The 18,974-nt window shown below is 58.4% G+C and carries 19 protein-coding genes; 5 read left to right on the top strand and 14 right to left on the bottom strand.

The features are described 5' to 3' along the window. Positions 1-4 precede the first annotated feature (4 nt). The gene (gene apaG / locus G5154_RS20550) at positions 5-367 is read left to right on the top strand and encodes a Co2+/Mg2+ efflux protein ApaG (protein ID WP_337073347.1); all 363 of its coding nucleotides are present in this window, start codon (positions 5-7) and stop codon (positions 365-367) included. Positions 368-373: 6 nt separating this feature from the next. Further along, a complete protein-coding gene (locus G5154_RS20545; protein WP_201987516.1) occupies positions 374-1,195 on the top strand; it encodes a symmetrical bis(5'-nucleosyl)-tetraphosphatase in 822 nt (273 codons plus the stop codon). Between the two features lie 119 nt (positions 1,196-1,314). Here G5154_RS20545 and G5154_RS20540 read toward each other — a convergent pair whose 3' ends face one another. The 3 genes from G5154_RS20540 to G5154_RS20530 all read right to left on the bottom strand — a co-directional run bounded on the left by G5154_RS20540 (position 1,315) and on the right by G5154_RS20530 (position 3,378). Further along, positions 1,315-1,815, bottom strand: coding sequence for a 2TM domain-containing protein (locus tag G5154_RS20540; protein WP_421251597.1), 501 nt, complete (start codon positions 1,813-1,815; stop codon positions 1,315-1,317). Between the two features lie 123 nt (positions 1,816-1,938). Further along, positions 1,939-2,385 (bottom strand): VOC family protein, encoded by a 447-nt coding sequence (locus G5154_RS20535; RefSeq protein WP_335844178.1) that lies wholly within the window; start codon positions 2,383-2,385, stop codon positions 1,939-1,941. Between the two features lie 3 nt (positions 2,386-2,388). Continuing rightward, positions 2,389-3,378, bottom strand: coding sequence for a luciferase-like monooxygenase (locus G5154_RS20530; protein ID WP_421206018.1), 990 nt, complete (start codon positions 3,376-3,378; stop codon positions 2,389-2,391). A 210-nt stretch (positions 3,379-3,588) separates the two neighbouring features. Here G5154_RS20530 and G5154_RS20525 point away from each other — a divergent pair, with 210 nt between their 5' ends. Continuing rightward, positions 3,589-6,480: an HD domain-containing phosphohydrolase gene (locus G5154_RS20525; RefSeq protein ID WP_421251598.1), complete on the top strand. Its 2,892-nt coding sequence runs from the start codon at positions 3,589-3,591 to the stop codon at positions 6,478-6,480. Between the two features lie 131 nt (positions 6,481-6,611). Next, positions 6,612-6,950, top strand: a complete 339-nt coding sequence (locus tag G5154_RS20520; protein WP_421251599.1) for a hypothetical protein — start codon at positions 6,612-6,614, stop codon at positions 6,948-6,950. Between the two features lie 84 nt (positions 6,951-7,034). Here G5154_RS20520 and G5154_RS20515 read toward each other — a convergent pair whose 3' ends face one another. The 4 genes from G5154_RS20515 to rplU all read right to left on the bottom strand — a co-directional run bounded on the left by G5154_RS20515 (position 7,035) and on the right by rplU (position 10,751). After that, the gene (locus G5154_RS20515) at positions 7,035-8,405 is read right to left on the bottom strand and encodes a YjiH family protein (protein WP_421251600.1); all 1,371 of its coding nucleotides are present in this window, start codon (positions 8,403-8,405) and stop codon (positions 7,035-7,037) included. A 366-nt stretch (positions 8,406-8,771) separates the two neighbouring features. Next, entirely contained in the window at positions 8,772-9,974 is a 1,203-nt protein-coding gene (gene cgtA, locus G5154_RS20510) for an Obg family GTPase CgtA (RefSeq protein ID WP_236348096.1), read from the bottom strand. A 190-nt stretch (positions 9,975-10,164) separates the two neighbouring features. Continuing rightward, the gene (rpmA, locus tag G5154_RS20505) at positions 10,165-10,422 is read right to left on the bottom strand and encodes a 50S ribosomal protein L27 (RefSeq protein ID WP_005304202.1); all 258 of its coding nucleotides are present in this window, start codon (positions 10,420-10,422) and stop codon (positions 10,165-10,167) included. 17 nt (positions 10,423-10,439) lie between these two features. Beyond that, on the bottom strand, positions 10,440-10,751 hold the full coding sequence (rplU, locus tag G5154_RS20500; RefSeq protein ID WP_005304210.1) for a 50S ribosomal protein L21: 312 nt from the start codon (positions 10,749-10,751) through the stop codon (positions 10,440-10,442). A 242-nt stretch (positions 10,752-10,993) separates the two neighbouring features. On the opposite strand from rplU, the gene ispB reads away from it, so the two are divergent. Beyond that, the gene (gene ispB / locus G5154_RS20495) at positions 10,994-11,965 is read left to right on the top strand and encodes an octaprenyl diphosphate synthase (protein WP_421222476.1); all 972 of its coding nucleotides are present in this window, start codon (positions 10,994-10,996) and stop codon (positions 11,963-11,965) included. 80 nt (positions 11,966-12,045) lie between these two features. Here the strand turns inward: ispB and G5154_RS20490 are convergent, their stop codons facing one another. The 7 genes from G5154_RS20490 to mutL form a co-directional block, all read right to left on the bottom strand. Continuing rightward, complete coding sequence (locus tag G5154_RS20490) at positions 12,046-12,234, bottom strand: DUF2065 domain-containing protein (RefSeq protein WP_421251601.1); 189 nt, start codon at positions 12,232-12,234, stop codon at positions 12,046-12,048. Between the two features lie 98 nt (positions 12,235-12,332). Then, entirely contained in the window at positions 12,333-13,217 is an 885-nt protein-coding gene (gene hflC / locus G5154_RS20485; protein WP_421222473.1) for a protease modulator HflC, read from the bottom strand. 3 nt (positions 13,218-13,220) lie between these two features. Next, on the bottom strand, positions 13,221-14,369 hold the full coding sequence (hflK, locus tag G5154_RS20480) for an FtsH protease activity modulator HflK (protein WP_319919773.1): 1,149 nt from the start codon (positions 14,367-14,369) through the stop codon (positions 13,221-13,223). 48 nt (positions 14,370-14,417) lie between these two features. Beyond that, a complete protein-coding gene (hflX, locus tag G5154_RS20475) occupies positions 14,418-15,704 on the bottom strand; it encodes a ribosome rescue GTPase HflX (protein ID WP_421172861.1) in 1,287 nt (428 codons plus the stop codon). A 63-nt stretch (positions 15,705-15,767) separates the two neighbouring features. After that, positions 15,768-16,031 (bottom strand): RNA chaperone Hfq, encoded by a 264-nt coding sequence (hfq, locus tag G5154_RS20470; protein WP_005339045.1) that lies wholly within the window; start codon positions 16,029-16,031, stop codon positions 15,768-15,770. A 72-nt stretch (positions 16,032-16,103) separates the two neighbouring features. After that, a complete protein-coding gene (miaA, locus tag G5154_RS20465) occupies positions 16,104-17,033 on the bottom strand; it encodes a tRNA (adenosine(37)-N6)-dimethylallyltransferase MiaA (RefSeq protein WP_421251602.1) in 930 nt (309 codons plus the stop codon). Next, positions 17,023-18,891, bottom strand: coding sequence for a DNA mismatch repair endonuclease MutL (mutL, locus tag G5154_RS20460; protein ID WP_421251603.1), 1,869 nt, complete (start codon positions 18,889-18,891; stop codon positions 17,023-17,025). The genes miaA and mutL overlap by 11 nt, the downstream gene beginning before the upstream one ends. Positions 18,892-18,974 lie beyond the last annotated feature (83 nt).

Below are 18,974 nucleotides of genomic sequence, written 5' to 3'. Positions count from 1 at the left end.
TCCTGTGGCACTCCCGCACATCGAGATCCGCCCATACCCCGTATATGTGGCGGAATCCAAAGACCCTTACCAGTTTCACTATCTGATCGAGATTGAGAATCTGGGACCCGGCCCGGTGCAACTGCTGCACCGGCGCTGGCTCATCACCGATGCCAATGGCAAGATGCTGGAAGTGGCAGGCCCGGGCGTGGTCGGGGAACAACCCGTCATTGCCGAAGGTGAGACCTACCGCTACCAGAGCGGCGTGCCGCTGGCGACCCCGCTCGGGGTGATGGAAGGGAGCTATACCCTGCAAGATGGCTCTGGTCAGCAGTTCGAGGCGCCTATCGCCCCCTTCACGCTGGCCATCCCCAATATTATCAACTGAGGTTTCATGGCGAACTGTTTTGTCGGTGACATCCAGGGCTGTTACGACGACTTGCGCCGTCTGCTGGATCTTGCCGCGTTCGATCCCGACCAAGACGTGCTCTGGCTCTGCGGCGATCTGGTCGCCCGCGGCCCGGACTCCCTCAATACCCTGCGTTTTGTCAAAGGGCTGGGCAACCGCGCCGTCACCGTGCTCGGCAACCACGACCTGCACCTGCTGGCGGTCGCCAATGGCGTTGCCCCACTCAAGAAGAAGGACAAGCTGCAGAGCCTGATGGATGCGCCGGATCGGGATGAACTGCTGGAGTGGCTGCGCCACCGCCCGCTGCTGGCGGAGCATCCGGATCTGCCCATCATGATGGTGCATGCCGGTATCTCCCCGGCGTGGGATGCCCGCACCGCCCGCAACTGTGCCCGCGAGGTAGAGAGCCTGTTGCGCGGCGATCAGTACCAGTGGCTGCTGCACAACATGTATGGCGACCAACCCGATGGCTGGAAAGATGATCTGGTCGGGATTGACCGCTACCGCTACATCATCAACACCTTCACCCGGATGCGCTTCTGCTACTTTGATGGCCGGCTCGACTTCAAATGCAAGAAGGGGCCCAAGGAGTCGACCCCGGGGCTGCGCCCCTGGTTCGAGCAGCGTGAACACCATGTGGATGACCCCATTCTGGTGTTCGGCCACTGGGCAGCCCTGATGGGCAACACCGGAAAAAGCGATATCAAGGGTCTGGATACCGGCTGCGTCTGGGGCAACAGCCTCACCCTGTGGCGCTACGAGGATGATGCTCTGATCGCCACCCCCTGCCCGGTTCACGCCAGCTAGGGAGTACGCAGCAATCAGGCGGTCGCAGTTGCACCGATTGCCACAACCCGCTCCAATAACAAAGCCCGGCAATCTGCCGGGCTTACTATTTTGTGTGCCCTGTTTTCCGGCGAATGAAGTTACAACTTGCGCCCCAGCCGCTTCTCGATCTGGCGCCGCTCCCACTCCGGGCCAAACAGTTTGAAAGGCTCGAATATCCGAATGGCATGGGACGCCAGTCCCAATCCCCACCCCAGTGCCGGCCACCAGGCCCAGATATACCCCGGGTTGCTCAGATAGTTGATGACAAACAACCCGCCAATCACCAGCAGATAGCTGGCGACATGGTGATAGAAGCCCTTGAGCCCCTCCACATAGCGCATTGCCGCCCGCTCCTCTGCCGATACCTGGACCGCATCCTGACCCATAGTGTCACTTCCTCTCATCTCGCGCTCCTGTTGCTCTGATCCATCCAGTTGAGCCACATCGAGTTCAAAGACGGCGGCCAGGGCCTTGAGAGATTCCAGTCCGGGTTGCTGCCCCTGCTCGATCCGCTGGATAGTGCGGACACTCAAACCAGTCAACGTTGCCAACTGATCCTGAGACCAACCCCGTTGCAATCTCAACTTCCTGACGATCATCTCGAACTCCTTGTGGTAATTGACAGGGCCAGCATAGGGCTTGCGCCGCGAAAGGTGACACGACAGATAGCCGACATACATCTGACAGTCCTTTAAAATCAGATGGTTAAGATTTTGATCTTGTCAGTCAGCCGCTCGTTCCCCCAGATATTGCACAAACCGTAACAGATAACCATCGGGATCCTGCAGCAAAAATTCGCGCTGCCCGGCCAGCATCTCGCCCACTGGATACCAGACTTCAGTGGGCTGCCGGAAAAGTGCAATCCCGGCGGCCTGCAAGCGGTCGAGTAGCGGCTGGATCTCGGTCAGCTCCATCTGCAGATTGATCCCCCGACCGAACGGTGGCTCCAGCGCCCCGACCTGCCAACCCGCCGGATGTACCTGCTCCAGCATCAGCTGTATCTGTTGCTGCTCAAGATAAGCAAAAGGAGGGTCATCGCGCCGATAGCGGACCGAGAAGCCCAACAAACCGGTATAGAAAACCAGAGATCGAGCCAGATCGGTAACCGACAGCTCCGGTACCATGGGATTCCAATACGGCCCATCCACCGCGACAGTAGGGTTCGTCATGGCTTACAGGCTCTGCATCAGCTCGGCGGCAATTTCAAAGGAGCGCAGCCGGGCCTGATGATCGACGATGGGGCCATTGAACATCAGCTCATCGGCACGGGTTTCCGCCAGCAGCGCCTTGAGGCCATGGCGGATCTGCTCCGGATCGCCCACTAGCGAGCGAGCCAGGGTCTGCTCCATCGCCATCAGCTCCCGGGGTGCCCACTCGTCGCCAAGCTGGACGACCGGCGCGGGCAGCTTGCCCGCATCACCGCGATGAAGGCGCAAGAACTGCTGCTGCACGGTAGTGAACTGGAAACGGGCCTCCCGCTCGCTGTCGGCGGCGATCATGTTGATGCAGACCACCGCATGGGGCTTGGGCCAGCGCGCAGAGGGACGATACTGGCTGCGGTAGATTTCCAGCGCCTGCAGCAACATGGCGGGCGCGAAATGGGAGGCAAACCCGAACGGCAAGCCCATCGCAGCTGCAAGTTGCGCGCTGTAGAGGCTGGAGCCCAGCAGCCAGATGGGTAGATGCAGCCCCTGGCCGGGCACCGCCTGCACCGCGCCGATCTCGTCGCCAAAGTAGCTCATCAGCTCGCGCACATCGGCCGGAAAATCATCCACCTCGCTGCTGCGCATTCGCCGCAGCGCCCGCATGGTGCGCTGGTCGGTCCCGGGGGCGCGACCAAGGCCCAAATCGATGCGGTCGGGATAGAGAGAAGCCAAAGTGCCAAACTGCTCGGCAATCACCAGTGGCGAGTGGTTCGGCAGCATGATGCCACCCGCCCCGATCCGCAGAGTTGTGGTGGCTTCGGCCAGATGGCCGATCAGCACCGAGGTGGCGGCACTGGCAATGCCCGGCATGTTGTGGTGTTCGGCCAGCCAGTAGCGCTGGTAACCCCAGCCCTCGGCATGGCGGGCTAGATCCCGCGAACGGCGAAATGACTCGGCAGGTACGGAACCTTCGGCAACAGGCACCAGATCGAGCACGGAATAGGGGATGGCAGGCATGAGTCACTCCATGGATTTACAGACCAGTAACAAGTGAGGCAATGTAGCACGGGATACCTGAATGAATCACTATCTCCTGCCAAGCTCTGCCTGGCAGTGGGCAACCATGGAAAAGCACAGATATCAGGCCAGTATTGTCATTTCTGTTATCGTATTGACACACTGCTGACAGATCGTCTCCGCAAGCATCACTGTGACAAGGAAATGTCCATGATCACTGCCAGATCCGGGCGCAAGCCCTTCTATGTTCACATTGCCACCCTATTTACCCTGCTGTTCAGTGTGCTGGGCATGCTGCTGATTCTGCTGCAGTTCCAGCAGGGCTCTCGCCAGATGCTGGAACATGAGCGCCACAACTTCAAACAGTACCGGGAACAGCTGGCCCTCGCTCTGCAATTGAACGAGCAGCCAGCCCGCATGTCCCTCAGCCTGCTAGCCAGCAGCCGACTGGCCGACATGAGCGATCTGGCAAGCCGACTGGAGTATCTGCCGCAGTTGGCAGAGATCTTGGCCAATCGCGACAGCTATGGTGCCGTCTACATCGGCTATGAGAGTGGCGATTTCTTTCTGGTACGAAAACTCACGGAACGGGCCCGGGCCCAGTTGCAGGCTGTGCCTGAAGGCAGCCAGTTGCTGGTTCAGAGCCTGAGTAGCGGGCGGGGAGAGTTCCTCTATTTTGATGAGCAGCTGCAACTTTTGGGGCGGCGAGCCATGGCGGATTATCGATTCGATCCCCGCAGCCGCGACTGGTACCGGCTGGCTCGCGGTTCATCAAAGATTGTCGCCACCACCCCCTATCTCTTTTTTACCACCAGGGAGCCGGGCATGACGCTGGCTGTCACCAGCCATAGCCAACGCGCCGTGATCGGGCTGGATGCCAGTGTCGAAGGGCTCTCGGCCTTGATTGGCGAGCTGCAGTTGCCGCTCCAAAGCCAGGTAGTGTTGTTCGATCGCTCCGCGACCCTACTGGCGGCCGATCCTGTACATCTGCCAGCCTATGATCAGCTAACCCAGCTGCCAGCGATCACGGCTCTGGGCAGCCCAGTCATGGCCGAGCTGAAAACTAGGCTAGAGAGGACGCCTGTGCTGCTGGATGGTTCTCCCCGGGAGCTGACCCTGACCACAGGGGAAAAACAAGAGTGGCTGGTCAATATCTCCCCCCTCGGCAAGGACACCCCTTTTTACATCGCCCTGCTGGTCTCGGCAGATCTGCTCTATCAGCAGGCACGCAATGAAGCACTGATCAATATGGCATGGGCGCTGACCAGCCTGTTGTTGCTGCTGCCAGTGATCTGGATGGTCTCCCGCCGTACCGCTACCCCGCTGCTGGCCCTGACCCGCGAGGCCGAGCGGATCCAGCGTTTCGACTTTGGCGAGGGGCAGGTTCCAGAATCGGCCATCCGGGAGATAGATGACCTTGCCCGCACCATGTCCGGCATGCGCCAAACCCTCGGCAACTTCATGAACATGGGTAGAGCACTGGCTGCAGAGCACCGCTTCGACTCCCTGCTAAGCCGCATCCTGCATGAAACCATCGCCGCGGTACAGGCAAAAGGGGGGAGCCTCTACCTGGCCCAACAGCAAAAGATGCAGCCGGTCCAGGCCCGCTGGCAGCAAACCGAGCTGCCCCTTGGGCAGGTTCCCTGGCCACAACCATTGCTATCCGGCATGGCCACTTCCCAGCGCATCTCCCTCAGCCTGGATGAGGCGACATGGAGGCAACACCTGGACAGTTGGGGTTCCTTTCCCGACCCATGCCAGCTGGTGGCTGAGCCGCTCTGCGGCCATCGTCAGGAGCTGATCGGATACCTCCTGCTGATCCTGCCACGCTGCAGCGAACAGGAGCTGGCATCGCGCATCAGCCTCATCGAAGCGCTGGCGGGCACTTCCGCCTCCGCCATCGAGAACCAGCGCTTGCTGGAAGAGCAGAAACAGCTGCTCGAATCCTTTATCGAGCTGATGGCCGGCGCCATCGACGCCAAGAGCCCCTACACCGGCGGTCACTGCCAGCGGGTGCCGGAGCTGACCCGGATGCTGACCGAGGCGGCCTGCGCCCAGCGACAGGGCCCCTTTGCCGATTTCACTCTCAACGAGGAGGAGTGGGAAGCCATCCATATCGCCAGCTGGCTACATGACTGTGGTAAGGTGACCACCCCGGAGTTCGTGGTCGACAAGGCCACCAAACTGGAGACCCTCTACGACCGGATCCACGAGATCCGCACTCGTTTTGAAGTACTCAAGCGGGATGTCTATATCGAGAGCCTCGCTGCCCGCTTGTCATCAGAGATCAGAAGTGCCTGCCGGGAAGAGGCAGCCCCGCGCTGGGCCGAGCTGGATCAGGAGTTTGCCTTCATCGCCGAGTGCAATCTGGGTGGCGAGTGGATGGCCCCCGAGAAGATTGAACGGCTCGACGCCATCGCCAGCCGCACCTGGCTGCGCACCCTGGACGATCGGCTCGGCATCAGCCGGGAGGAGATCAAGCTGCGTCAGAAAGAACCATCTCCCGAGTTGCCCTGCCTCGAGCCACTGCTGGCCGACAAGTGCTGGCACCTTGTGCCTCGTCCGGATGGAGATCGGTTCGACGAGCACAATCCCTGGGGCTTCAAGGTCAAGGTACCGCACCATCTCTACAACCGGGGGGAGAGATACAACCTTGCCATCAGCAGGGGAACCCTCACCGAGGAGGAGCGCTACAAGATCAACGAGCACATCATCCAGACCATACGCATGCTGGAGCACCTCCCCTTCCCCCGTCATCTGCGCTGCGTGCCGGAGATTGCCGGCGGCCATCACGAGCGGATGGATGGCAAGGGTTACCCACGCCAGCTGACCGGATCACAGATGAGCGTACCGGCCCGCATCATGGCTATCGCCGATATTTTCGAGGCTCTGACCGCCAGTGATCGCCCCTACAAATCTGGCAAGACGGTCTCCCAGGCTCTTGCCATCATGCAGAGCATGGTACGTGAACAGCATATCGACCCGGATCTGTTCGTTCTGTTTGTCAGCAGCGGTATCTGGCGCGATTACGCCAGACGCTTCCTCGAGACCGCCCAACTGGATCAGGTGGATGAAACCGCACTGCTAGCCGCACAGGCCTAGCTGGGTCATATCTTCTTACATTTGCGGGCTGGCCTGAACGCCCCGGGCTGGTTATAACGGTGCCCCTATAGCGAAGGGGGAGCAATAGACTCCCCCTCACACGTTGTCACACCACACTGTTCAGGTTATCTATGTCAAAACATCTCGTTCTGCTGGGCGCACTGACGCTCTCCGGTTGCGCCCTGTTGTCTCCCCCCGCCCCTACCGTCACCCCTGTGCACCTTGCCGATCCCAGCCAGCGCGGCTTCTACATCGAATGCAGCAGCATGACGGCCTGCTTTCAGCAGGCCAACCAGACCTGCCCGCAGGGCTACAAGGAGACAGATCGCCGCCAGCAGACGCTATACAGCACCCAGTATCTGGGGGGAAGCTATGACGACGAGAAGAAGGTCTACAAAGCAGCCAAGCCCTATCGCATCGCCAACACAATCCACTCGCTGACCATCCAGAGTCCCGTCACTACAGGCTGAGCCAACCGAAGGGGGACTCTCTTCCGTCACTACGAAAAAGAAAACGGTCAACCGAGGTTGACCGTTTTTCACTGCGCTGCGCCCTTAGAACAGCAGGTGTGCCACCCCGGCAATCACCGGCAAGGTAACCAGAGTGCGCAGCAGGAAGATAACGAACAGCTCCCACAGCTTGACCGGGATCTTGCTGCCCAGCAGCAGGGCGCCCACTTCCGACATATAGATCAGCTGGGTTACCGACATGGCGGCAATCACGAAGCGGGTCATGTCACTCTCGATGGTCGAGGCCAGCACCGCCGGAATGAACATGTCGGCAAAACCGACCATGATGGTCTTGGAAGCGGCTTCCGCCTCCGGCAGTTGCAGCAGCTCCAGCAAGGGGACAAACGGGGCGCCAAGCCAGTTGAAGATAGGGGTGTGCTCGGCCAGCATCAGGGCACAGGTACCGATCGCCATCACCACCGGCAGCACGCCAAACACCATATCCAGTGCATTCTTCACCCCTTCCCGTGCGACGGCGCCGAGATCAGTCATGCTGTCAGCCTTGGTGAGGGCACGCTCGAAACCATAGCTCATCACGCTGTGCTGGTGCGGCACTGCTTCCTGCTTGCGGCACAGGGGAGTGCCATCGGCATAGATGTCCTTCTTCCAGCAGAGCGGTGGCAGACGCGGCACCACGATGGCGGCAACCACCCCCGCCAGACAGACGGTCAGGTAGAAGGGGACGAACATGTGCTCCAGCTTCACCTGGGAGATCACCACCAGACAGAAGGTGATGGAGACGGCAGAGAAGGTGGTGCCAATCACCGCGGCTTCACGCTGGGTATAGAACTTCCCTTCGTACTGCTTGCTGGTCAGCAGGATACCGACGCTGCCATCCCCCAGCCAGGAGGCAAAGCAGTCCACTGCGGAGCGACCCGGCAACCGGAACACCGGACGCATGATGCGGGTCATCATGGTGCCGACAAATTCCAGCAGCCCGAAATCGAGCAGCAACGGCAGCAACAGGCCAGCAAAAATGAAGACCGAAAACAGCACCGGCAGCAGATCGTTGAGCACCAGTCCACCGGTTGCGCCGGAGTAAAGCACCTCTGGCCCCACCTGGAAGAAGGTCAGCAGCACGAAGATACCGCCCAATACCCGCACGCAGGCCCAGAAAGGGGAGACATTGAACAAACTGTTGAGGAAAGGACGACGCACCAGAATCGCTGGCTTGAACAGCCAGGCAATCACCGTCATCAGCATGGTGGTGGTGATCACCGCACTGACCATGGCGACCAGATAATCGGCAAAAACGCGCTGTACCAGCTTGGCCAGCACGGCCACCGGGATGGTGACGTTACCGTCATAGACGACCGGCGTCATGAACAGCAAGATACCGATCAGTGACGGTATTAGAAACATCAACAAGTTACGGCGGGTATTAACCGCAGATGCTTCAAGACTCTTTTCCAGCATGATAAGACTGCCCTAATGTTACTTTTCCATAGCCCGGCCTACCTGCGTATTCATGCATTAACCGGCAAAACGGGCGCAAGAATACTCTAAAAAAATGCACAAACAAGCCCTTAAGGCAGAAATATGCGCATAAATATTTCAACAGGTAAACCTTCCATTAAAACAATAAGATACAGCGGCGCATATCGATTCAATCGACATCGCCAGATGATTGTTTCGTTATTGTTAATTTTGGTGGGCAGTATAATCGGTTATCAGTAGCAGGCAATAAGTGACATCACAAATATACCTAATGAGTTGCTGCTCGATAGACATAAAAAAACCGGAGCCTGTTCAGGCTCCGGTTTTCAATGAGAGTGACGGGGATCAGTCACGGACGTAGATGACTTCAACGCCATCATCTTCGTCGTCATCCCAATCGTCATCATCAAGCCCTTCATCGAAGGCAAGAGAGGCAGCCAGTGCTTCCGCTTCAGCCTTGGCCAGCTGGTTCTTGTGGTAGTCGTCCCACTTAAACTCCACCTTCTCGATGGCGTCTTTGGCATCTTCCGCCAGCTGACGGGGCATGGTATCCAGCAGATCCAGTATGTCGTAGCAGACCTTCTTGGTGCCTTCCTTGCTGATGGCAGTGATGGCATAGACCGGACCTTCGTGGTTCAGGGCCGCCTTGACGCGATCCATCACCTCCTGGGCTTCCTCTTCCAGGATCAGATCCATCTTGTTGAACACCAACCAGCGCGGCTTGCCAGCCAGTTCAGGGCTGTACTTCTCCAGCTCCTTGACGATGGTCACGGCATTTTCAGCAGGATCGGAGCCATCAACCGGGCAGATATCCACCAAGTGGATTAGCACGCGGCAACGCTCGAGGTGTTTCAGGAAGCGGATACCCAGGCCTGCACCTTCGGCAGCGCCTTCGATCAGACCCGGGATATCGGCGATCACGAAGGAGCGGGAGTTTTCACCACGCACCACACCCAGGTTCGGTACCAGGGTAGTGAAGGGGTAATCAGCCACTTTCGGGCGAGCCGCAGAAACGGCGCGAATAAAGGTAGACTTGCCTGCGTTGGGCAGACCCAGCATGCCGACATCGGCCAGCAGCAGGAGCTCCAGCTTCAGGGTACGCACTTCGCCCGGGGTGCCGTTGCTCTTCTGGCGTGGAGCCCGGTTGACCGAACTCTTGAAGCGGGTATTGCCCAAACCGTGGAAACCGCCCTTGGCAACCAGCAGCTTCTGCTCGTGGTGAGTCAAGTCGCCCAGCAACTCGCCGGTATCGTCATCGGTTGCACGGGTACCGACCGGCACGCGCAGGATCTTGTCCTTGCCACGACGACCGGTACAGTTGGCACTCTGGCCATTCTCGCCACGCTCGGCAGCATGGAAACGCTCAAAACGGTAGTCGATCAGGGTGTTGAGGTTCTCATCGGCAACCAGATAGACGTCACCACCGTCACCACCGTCACCACCATCCGGACCACCGTTGGGAATATATTTTTCACGGCGAAAACTTACACAACCGTTACCACCGTCACCGGCATCGACTCGAATCTGGACTTCATCAACAAACTTCATAGGTAACCGTCACCTTAATTCGAAAAACCGATACGCAATTATAGTGGTACAGACCCCTGCGGGCGATACGCATCTTGCCTCTCCGGGCAATCTCGGTACCCGGGTCATCTGCGTTCCGTTTTTTCGTCATTATTTCGGAAAAACAAAAGCCCCGCCTGTTGGCGGGGCTTCGGATCCTTGCGGTCCGTAATTACTCAGCAACGATGCTAACGTACTTACGATTCAGCGGACCTTTAACTTCGAACTGCACCTTGCCGTTCGCGGTAGCGAACAGGGTGTGGTCCTTGCCCAGACCAACGTTCTCACCAGCGTGGAACTTGGTACCGCGCTGACGAACGATGATGCTGCCAGCCAGAACTGTTTCGCCGCCGAAACGCTTCACGCCCAGGCGTTTAGCTTCAGAATCGCGACCGTTGCGGGATGAACCGCCAGCTTTTTTGTGTGCCATCTATCGGACTCCTCTAATTAAGCGCTGATGCCAGTGATTTTGACTTCAGTGAACCACTGACGGTGGCCCGCTTGCTTACGGTGGTGCTTACGACGACGGAACTTGACGATAGTCACTTTCTCGCCACGGCCGTGAGCCACAACTTCAGCTACAACCTTGCCACCTTCAACGAAAGGAGCACCTACTTTAAAAGTGTCGCCTGCAGCAACCATCAGCACTTCGTTGAAGTCGATGGTAGCGCCAGTCTCAACGTTCAGCTTTTCCAGACGAACGATTTGACCTTCGGCCACACGGTGTTGTTTTCCGCCGCTTTGGAATACCGCGTACATTTGATTAACTCCGTAAAGGCATGTCTTTTGCTCAAGGCTAGACATGCGCAAAAACCTATAACAATGGGCGGGCATTCTACGCAAATCGATCTGCTCAGGCAAGGCCAATTTAGCAAAAAGTTTATTTTGTGCGCATATCTGCCGCCGTGGATAAACGCCTAACTGTAACCCATTGTGAAATCGTGTAGAATCCCTGCCATTACTAAAATCGCAGTTATTGCTGCTGTCACGTTACGAGACTTATGGACCAACAGACTATCCGTGCGCTCTGTGCCGCCGACATGACGGCGGTCAATGAACTGATCCTGGCCCGACTCCAGTCCGACGTTAGTCTGATCAATCAGCTGGGTTTCTACATTGTCAGCGCCGGCGGGAAACGGATGCGCCCCATGCTGACCGTGATGGCTGCGCGTGCGCTGGGCTATGAAGGTGAGGATCACCTGAAACTGGCCGCCATCATCGAATTCATTCACACCTCTACCCTGCTGCACGACGACGTGGTCGACGAATCCGACCTGCGCCGTGGCCGGGAGACCGCCAACGCCATGTTTGGCAATGCTGCCAGCGTGCTGGTCGGTGACTACCTCTATAGCCGCTCCTTCCAGATGATGGCCGAACTCTCCAACCTGCGGGTGATGGAGATCCTCTCGGATGCAACCAACACCATCGCCGAAGGGGAAGTGCTGCAGTTGATGAACTGCAACGATCCGGATACCACCGAAGAGAGCTACATGACGGTCATCTATTGCAAGACCGCCAAGCTGTTCGAGGCCGCCACCCGTCTCGCCGCCGTGCTGACCCATCAGCCGGAGCCTGTCGAGCAGGCCATGACCGACTACGGCAAGTATCTGGGTACCGCCTTCCAGATCATCGATGATGTGATGGATTACTGCTCCCAGAGCGAAGAGATGGGCAAGAACGTCGGTGACGATCTGGCCGAAGGCAAACCGACCCTGCCGCTGCTGCGCGCCATGGAAGTGGGTAGTGCGGAAGAGCGCCAACTGGTGCGTGATGCCATCGAGCACCGCAACGGCATGGAGCATCTCGACCAGATCCTGGCCATTCTCGACCGCACCGGTGCTCTGGAGTACTCCCGCATGCGCGCAAGGGAAGAGGCGGACAAGGCCATTGCCGCGCTCGCCATCCTGCCTGACTCCCCGCACAAACAGGCGCTGGAAACACTGGCCCACATGGCGGTGCAGCGCAGTGCCTGAGTAAACGACATGCATGAAAAAAGAGGCCTTCTGCCTCTTTTTTATTGTCGCTATCTGCTGAGCAGTGCATTTCGCCAGACTCAGCGACTCACCATCCAGAGGATCACGCTGCCAGCCACCACCAGCGAGCCGCCGATACGGCGTAGCTGCTCCGCCGGTTGTTCGCTCAACAGCCGCAGCATCTGCTGCCACACTCTTGGCATCAGAAACGGCCCCAACCCTTCAAACAGCAACAGCAGACCCAGCCCCGTCAGTATGGATGTCATCATTCTGCCCCTCTCCCGTCAAAAACCATTGACCCCGTTTGTTTGGCAGACAAATAAAAGGGCCTGACAAAGCAGGCCCCTGGCAAAACAACTCCCGACACTTACTGCTTGGTGCCTTCAGGAGACTTGAAGTAACGGAAAAACTCGCTATCCGGCTTGAGCACCATCAGGTCATTGCCACCGGCGAAGCTCTTGCGATAGGCCTCCATACTGCGCACGAAGCTGAAAAACTCGGGGTCTTTCTTGTAGCTGTCAGCATAGATTTTGGCGGCTTCCGCATCCCCTTCACCGCGCAGTTGACGAGCGTTACTCTCTGCATCAGCGATCATCACGGTCACTTTGCGATCGATATCGGCCCGCAGGATCTCGGCCTGCTCACGCCCCTGGGAGCGATGCTCACGGGCCACGGCAGTACGCTCGGCCCGCATCCGCTGGTAAATGGAGTTGGACACTTCCACCGGCAGGTTGATCTGCTTGATCCGCACATCCACCACCTTGATGCCGAGCTCGGAGGAGCGCGCCATCTTCATCAGAGCATCTTCCATCACGGTACTGCGTTCGCCGGAGACGATATCCTTGATGGTACGATTACCGATCTCGGAGCGCAGACCGTTGTTGATTTTGCGCTTGAGCAGATCCTCGGCCTGCAACTTGTTGCCACCACCGGTTGCCAGGTAGTACTTGGAGAAGTCCTCGATCTTCCATTTCACATAGGAATCGATGATCAGGTCTTTCTTCTCGGAGGTGACAAAACGGTCAGCCTGGCTGTCGATGGTCTGGATGCGTGCATCCATTTTGCGAACCTGGTCGATGAGCGGCACCTTGAAGTGCAGGCCCGGTTCATAGAGGCGGGGTTCACCGGAGTCAACCCGCTTCACCTTGCCGAACTGCACCACAATCCCCTTCTGGCCTTCATCAACGATAAAGACAGAGGAGAAGCAGACCATGGCCGCGACAGCGATTACACCAATAGCTAGCTTTTTCATCTATCAGTTTCTCCCTGAGCTGAAGCGGTCACCGCTACGCAGCGGCGTCGGAGTGGAGTTGGCGCCCTCGTTGGAAGCTGGCGTGGACTCGATGGTCGGCGCAGCAGCTGGACGCCCCTGCTGGACGCTCGCCTGCTTGCCAGCCAACTTGTCGAGCGGCAGATAGATCATGCTGTTGTTGCCAGCCGGCATGTCGACCACCACTTTATTGGCCTGCTGATAGAGCTCTTCCATGGTCTCCAGGTAGATACGATTGCGTGTCAGATCGGGCGCAGCTTGATACTGGGGCAGCAGCTCGTTGAAGCGGGCCACTTCACCCTGGGCTTTCAGCACAATCTGGGACTTGTAGGCTTCCGCCTCCTGCTCCAGACGCTTGACCTGACCACGGGCCTTCGGCTCGACTTCACGGGCATAGGCTTCGGCCTCGCGGATGAAGCGTTGCTCATCTTCCTGAGCGGCAATGGCGTCATCAAACGCATCCTTCACCTCTTCCGGCGGACGAGCCGGCAAGAAGTTGACGTCGACGATCTGCAGACCCATCTGGTAAGGCTCGATGATGCCATCAATCACCTGCCAGGTCTCCTGACGCACCTTCTCACGACCGGTGGTCAGCACGTCGTCCATCTTGGTGTGGCCCACAACATAACGCAGGGCACTGTCGGTGGCCTGACTCAGGCTCTCGTCAGCATTCGTTACGCTAAACAGATACTGCTCGGGGTTGACGACACGGTACTGCACGTCCATCTCGACCCGCACCACGTTTTCATCCTGAGTCAGCATGAAACCGGAAGCAGGCAGGGAGCGCACGGACTCGACATCCACAGGGATCACCTTGTCGATAAAGGTGGGATTCCAGCGCAGACCCGGCTCGACAATATGGGAAAACTTGCCAAACCGCAGCACAGCACCACGTTCCGCTTCACGAATGGTGTAGAAGCCGCTGACAACCCACACCACCACAGCGATCACCAGTGCGATGGAGATACCAAAGCGACCGACATCACCACCGGATGTGCCACCACCAAACAGGCCCCCGAAGCGACGGCTCATCTTGCGCAGCATTTCGTCCAGATCAGGGGGCCCCTGATTCTTGCCGTTGTTCCCCCAAGGGTCACGGTCTTTGCCGTTGTTACCAGGCTCATTCCAAGCCATCAGCGTCTCCATTAATACTTGCGGATGGATATCACCTCTATCAGAACATCAATGTCTGATAAAGCGTTGTAAACTCTCACCTTCCTGCTTTACGAGGCGGTTCCAGTCGGCCACTTGCAAGCGGACTTCCAGCACGAAATCTCCCTCCTCGCTAAAGCCTTCCTGCTCAATGCCCTTCAACTGATAAAGCGCACTGCGCAATCTTGCTGCCGAGGGTGGCAACTGCAGGGTGTGGTGCACCATGGAGCCGGCCAGCAGTTCAGTCAGCGCCGTAAACAGATGCTCACAACCTTCACCAGTCTGAGCCGACAGCCAGACGCGCAATGGGCGCCCCTCGTCATCTCGCTCCAGACCAGCAGGACGATCCGCCAGCTTGTCGATCTTGTTGCAGATCATCAGCTGAGGCCTGTCGTCAGCTTCAATTTCGGCCAGCACCTGCTGCACGGAGTCGATATTCTCCTGCATCTGCTCATCGGCACAGTCCACCACATGCAGCAGCAGATCCGCTTCGCGGGTCTCCTGCAGGGTCGCTTTGAAAGCCGCGACCAGATCATGAGGCAAGTGCCGAATAAATCCAACCGTGTCAGCCAAAATCACATCACCCACATCCCGGATCACCAGTTTTCGCAGGGTCGGGTCCAGTGTTGCGAACAACTGGTCGGCAGCATACACGCTGGCAGCTGTAAGTTGGTTGAACAAAGTGGATTTTCCGGCGTTTGTGTAACCAACCAGAGAAACTGTCGGTACTTCGTTGCGGTTGCGGGCACGACGTCCCTGCTCCCGCTGCTTGGCTACCTTGTCGAGCCGGCGCAAAATCGCCTTGATGCGTTCCCGCAGCAGACGTCGGTCAGTTTCAAGCTGGGTTTCACCCGGACCACGCAGACCGATCCCGCCCTTTTGACGCTCAAGGTGGGTCCAGCCTCGCACCAGGCGAGTGGAAAGGTGGCGTAACTGGGCCAGTTCGACCTGCAGTTTACCTTCATGGGTTCGGGCGCGCTGGGCGAAGATGTCGAGGATCAGACCGGTTCTGTCCACCACCCGGCACTGGAACAGACGTTCCAGATTTCGTTCCTGGGCAGGAGTCAGGGCATGGTTGAAGATCACCACATCCGCATCCAGCATCTGGACCTGGGACGCGATCTCTTCAGCCTTGCCGCTGCCGACAAAAAATTTGGCACTGGGCGCACTACGACTAGTGGTGATGACCGCCAGCGCATTTACACCGGCAGAACTCACCAACATCTTGAGCTCTTCCAGATCCTCCCGCTCACCCTCATCACTGAAGTTGACATGCACCAGAACGGCCTGTTCGCCAGCTTCATAACGGTCAAACAAGCGCTTGCTCCTTAACAGGAATCATGATGAATCTGAGTTGGCGAGTCGACTCGCCCAGGGATATCACGCCTCGGCATCACCCTGTTCATCAGCCGCGCCACCCGGAGTGGGCTGGTGATGATTGACGGCACGGGCCGGTACGACAGTCGAGATGGCGTGCTTGTAAACCATCTGGCTCACGGTGTTTTTCAGCAGGATAACAAACTGGTCAAAAGACTCGATCTGACCTTGCAGTTTGATGCCGTTCACCAAATAGATAGAAACAGGAATCCGCTCACGGCGCAGCGCATTCAAAAACGGGTCTTGGAGAGATTGCCCCTTAGCCATTTTTCTTTTCCTTATAGTTTGTTGTTTTTAAACACCGAATATCAATATAACAACCTGATTATACAGGGAGTGTCAAGCCGCACCAGCGCGAGCAAGCACGAGGTCAAGATTGCCAGACTCACCAGATTCCAACCAGGTCACGTCGGGCCAGCCGCGCAACCAGGTCATCTGTCGTTTTGCCAATTGGCGTGTGGCAACAATGCCACGATAACGCATCTCATCATACCCCACTTCACCGCACAGGTAGTCCCACATTTGGCGATAACCCACACAGCGAATGGAGGGAAGATCCGGGTGCAGATCGCCGCGCGCCATCAGCGCACGAACCTCCTGTTCAAAGCCACCTTGCAGCATCTTGTCAAAGCGCTGTTCGATCCGCTGATGCAGCAAGGCACGATCGCTCGGGGCGATGGCAAACTGCAGCACCCGATAGGGCAAGCCCTCCCCCTGCACCTGCGTCAGCTCGGTAAGGGTCTTGCCGCTGATGCGGTAGACCTCCAGCGCCCGAGAGAGTCGCTGCGGATCATTGGGGTGGATCCGCGCCCCGGCCACCGGGTCGATGCGTACCAGCTCATCGTGCAGCGCCTGCCAACCGAGGCGGGCAGCCTCTTCCTCAATCCCGGCTCGAATGGCGGGATCGGCGGAGGGCAGCGGAGACAATCCCTCCAGCAACGCCTTGAAATAGAGCATGGTACCGCCCACCAGCAGCGGAATGCGGCCGCGATCGGCGATCTCTTTCATCTCCCGCAGGGCATCCTTGCAAAAATCGGCCGCAGAATAGCTCACTGCGGGATCAAGAATGTCGATCAGCCGGTGCGGGGCCCGTGCCAGCTCATCGGCAGTCGGCTTGGCCGTACCTATATCCATGCCACGATAGATCAGCGCAGAATCGACGCTGATGATGTCGCAAGGCAATGCCTGACACAGTTCAATGGCGAGATCCGTCTTGCCGGAGGCCGTCGGCCCCATCAGAAAAATTGCGGTCGGCAAGTCACTCGCCATGTTCAAACTCCTCCAGCACGGTCGCCAATGAAAGCGGGCGTACCATGCGAATATCTGTCAGTTGGTCAGCGTGAGCGGCTACAAGTTCCGTCAGCAGACGACTGGCAGTTGAAAAATCGTATATCTTCTCGCGGCTTATCCCCTGCTCCACCAGCCATTGGCATAATACTTCAGCCTGCTGACCAGCATCACTGTCAGATCCGCCCTCGATAATTTGCAGCAATTCGGGTAACAGACGCACCAGATCGGTCTGGCGCAGCAGAGCCGGCACCCGAGTCAGGATCATGGTGTCGCGCCCCCCGCTTTTCAACTCCAGCCCCATCCGTTTCAGCAAACGTTCCTGCTCGGTCACCAGCGCGATCAAATTCTTCGGCAATTTGAAGGAGACCGGCAGCAACAGCGGCTGGGCAGCCAGTCCCTGGCCCCAGGTCTCCAGCAGCCAGTGGCGCAGCAGTACCCGCTCGGCGCGTACCAGCGAGAGCAGCACCAGCTGATTATCCCGCTCGATCAACAGGTAGGCCTGCTCCACCAGTGTCAGGGCACGACATCCCCCCTGTTTGGGTGACGGCACTGGATCAGTGGGCTGCGCAGGAGCAGCCTCAGCTGCGATAGGAAGCGTAGTGAGCAGAGCGCCCATGCCGCGCATCGCCTCCCGGCTTGGGGGCTCGGGCGGTTGATAGTTGCTGGCTCGGCCTGCACCACCACCGTTCCCTTCCCGCACCTGTGCAGGTGCCCGGTAGCTGTGCTCGGCACCGTACCACTCGGTACGCGGAGCCTGACCGGGATATTCGATCTGCGGGCTGACCGGCAGCTCGACCAGGGTTTCGGCCAGCGGAGTGTCCTGATGAGCGGCGCTGACCCCTTCGCGACGCAGCGCAGTAAACAGCGCCTGAAAAATAAAGTCGTGGATCAACCGCGCCTGATGAAACCGTACCTCATGCTTGGCCGGGTGGACGTTGACATCCACCTGACGGGGATCCAGCTCGATATAGAGCACATAGGCTGCAAAACGGTCAGCGGGCAGCAGCTCGTCATAGGCCTGACGAATGGCATGATTGATGAGCTTGTCACGCATCATCCGACCGTTGACGTAGGTGTATTGCAGGTCGTTCTGCGGTCTTGCCCCCTCCGGGGTTGCCAGCCAGCCCCACAGACGCACGTCGCTATGCTCGCTCTCTACCGCCAGCGCATGGTGCATGAAGGGGGTGCCGCAAACGGCGGCGAGACGTCGCTCCTGCTCCGGCACGGTATTGGCGGCCTTGTACTGGCGCACCACCTTGCCATTGTGGCGCAGGATCAGGGTGGCATCGAAGCGGGAGAGCGCGATGCGGCGCACCAGCTCGTCAATATGGGCAAACTCGGTCTTTTCGCTGCGCATGAATTTGCGCCGCGCGGGTGTATTAAAGAAGAGATCCACCACCTCCACCGTGGTGCCCACCGGATGGGCCGCAGGCTTGATGGTGACGCTCATCTCGCGCCCTTCCGCCTGGGCTTGCCAGGCTTCGGACTGCTCGGCGGTGCGGGAGGTGAAGGTGAGACGGGAGACAGAGCTGATGGAGGCGAGCGCCTCGCCACGAAAACCGAGGCTGTTGATCCCTTCCAGATCATCCAGCGTGGCCACCTTGGAGGTTGCATGACGCGACAGCGCAAGTACCAGCTCATCTTTGGCGACACCGCAGCCGTTGTCACGGATGCGGATCAGCTTGGCGCCCCCCTTGTCGATGTCGATCTCGACCCGGTCGGCCCCCGCATCCAGGCTGTTCTCCACCAGCTCTTTCACCACAGAAGAGGGCCGCTCCACCACCTCTCCGGCTGCAATCTGGTTGGCCAGAATGGGTGGCAAAATACGGATCGGCATCATTTACTCCTGAATTTCAATCTTGCGGATAGGGAGCCGTTCCACCACCTCTCCACCAACCGGAATCTGGTTGGCCAAGATAG

The sequence above is a fragment of the Aeromonas sp. 600527 genome (assembly GCF_049175415.1).
GTDB lineage: Bacteria > Pseudomonadota > Gammaproteobacteria > Enterobacterales > Aeromonadaceae > Aeromonas > Aeromonas veronii_A.
Note: the sequence above shows the minus strand (reverse complement) of the source record. Positions and strands in the feature narration are given on the sequence as shown.

Coding starts and splice junctions, on each gene's coding strand:
- G5154_RS20530 (WP_421206018.1), bottom strand. CDS start 3,378: ATGCCTGCCATCCCCTATTCCGTGCTCGATCTGGTGCCTGTTGCCGAA.
- G5154_RS20535 (WP_335844178.1), bottom strand. CDS start 2,385: ATGACGAACCCTACTGTCGCGGTGGATGGGCCGTATTGGAATCCCATG.
- G5154_RS20545 (WP_201987516.1), top strand. CDS start 374: ATGGCGAACTGTTTTGTCGGTGACATCCAGGGCTGTTACGACGACTTG.
- G5154_RS20520 (WP_421251599.1), top strand. CDS start 6,612: ATGTCAAAACATCTCGTTCTGCTGGGCGCACTGACGCTCTCCGGTTGC.
- mutL (WP_421251603.1), bottom strand. CDS start 18,891: ATGCCGATCCGTATTTTGCCACCCATTCTGGCCAACCAGATTGCAGCC.
- ispB (WP_421222476.1), top strand. CDS start 10,994: ATGGACCAACAGACTATCCGTGCGCTCTGTGCCGCCGACATGACGGCG.
- G5154_RS20540 (WP_421251597.1), bottom strand. CDS start 1,815: ATGATCGTCAGGAAGTTGAGATTGCAACGGGGTTGGTCTCAGGATCAG.
- miaA (WP_421251602.1), bottom strand. CDS start 17,033: ATGGCGAGTGACTTGCCGACCGCAATTTTTCTGATGGGGCCGACGGCC.
- hflC (WP_421222473.1), bottom strand. CDS start 13,217: ATGAAAAAGCTAGCTATTGGTGTAATCGCTGTCGCGGCCATGGTCTGC.
- G5154_RS20525 (WP_421251598.1), top strand. CDS start 3,589: ATGATCACTGCCAGATCCGGGCGCAAGCCCTTCTATGTTCACATTGCC.
- rplU (WP_005304210.1), bottom strand. CDS start 10,751: ATGTACGCGGTATTCCAAAGCGGCGGAAAACAACACCGTGTGGCCGAA.
- rpmA (WP_005304202.1), bottom strand. CDS start 10,422: ATGGCACACAAAAAAGCTGGCGGTTCATCCCGCAACGGTCGCGATTCT.
- cgtA (WP_236348096.1), bottom strand. CDS start 9,974: ATGAAGTTTGTTGATGAAGTCCAGATTCGAGTCGATGCCGGTGACGGT.
- hfq (WP_005339045.1), bottom strand. CDS start 16,031: ATGGCTAAGGGGCAATCTCTCCAAGACCCGTTTTTGAATGCGCTGCGC.
- hflK (WP_319919773.1), bottom strand. CDS start 14,369: ATGGCTTGGAATGAGCCTGGTAACAACGGCAAAGACCGTGACCCTTGG.
- G5154_RS20515 (WP_421251600.1), bottom strand. CDS start 8,405: ATGCTGGAAAAGAGTCTTGAAGCATCTGCGGTTAATACCCGCCGTAAC.
- G5154_RS20490 (WP_421251601.1), bottom strand. CDS start 12,234: ATGATGACATCCATACTGACGGGGCTGGGTCTGCTGTTGCTGTTTGAA.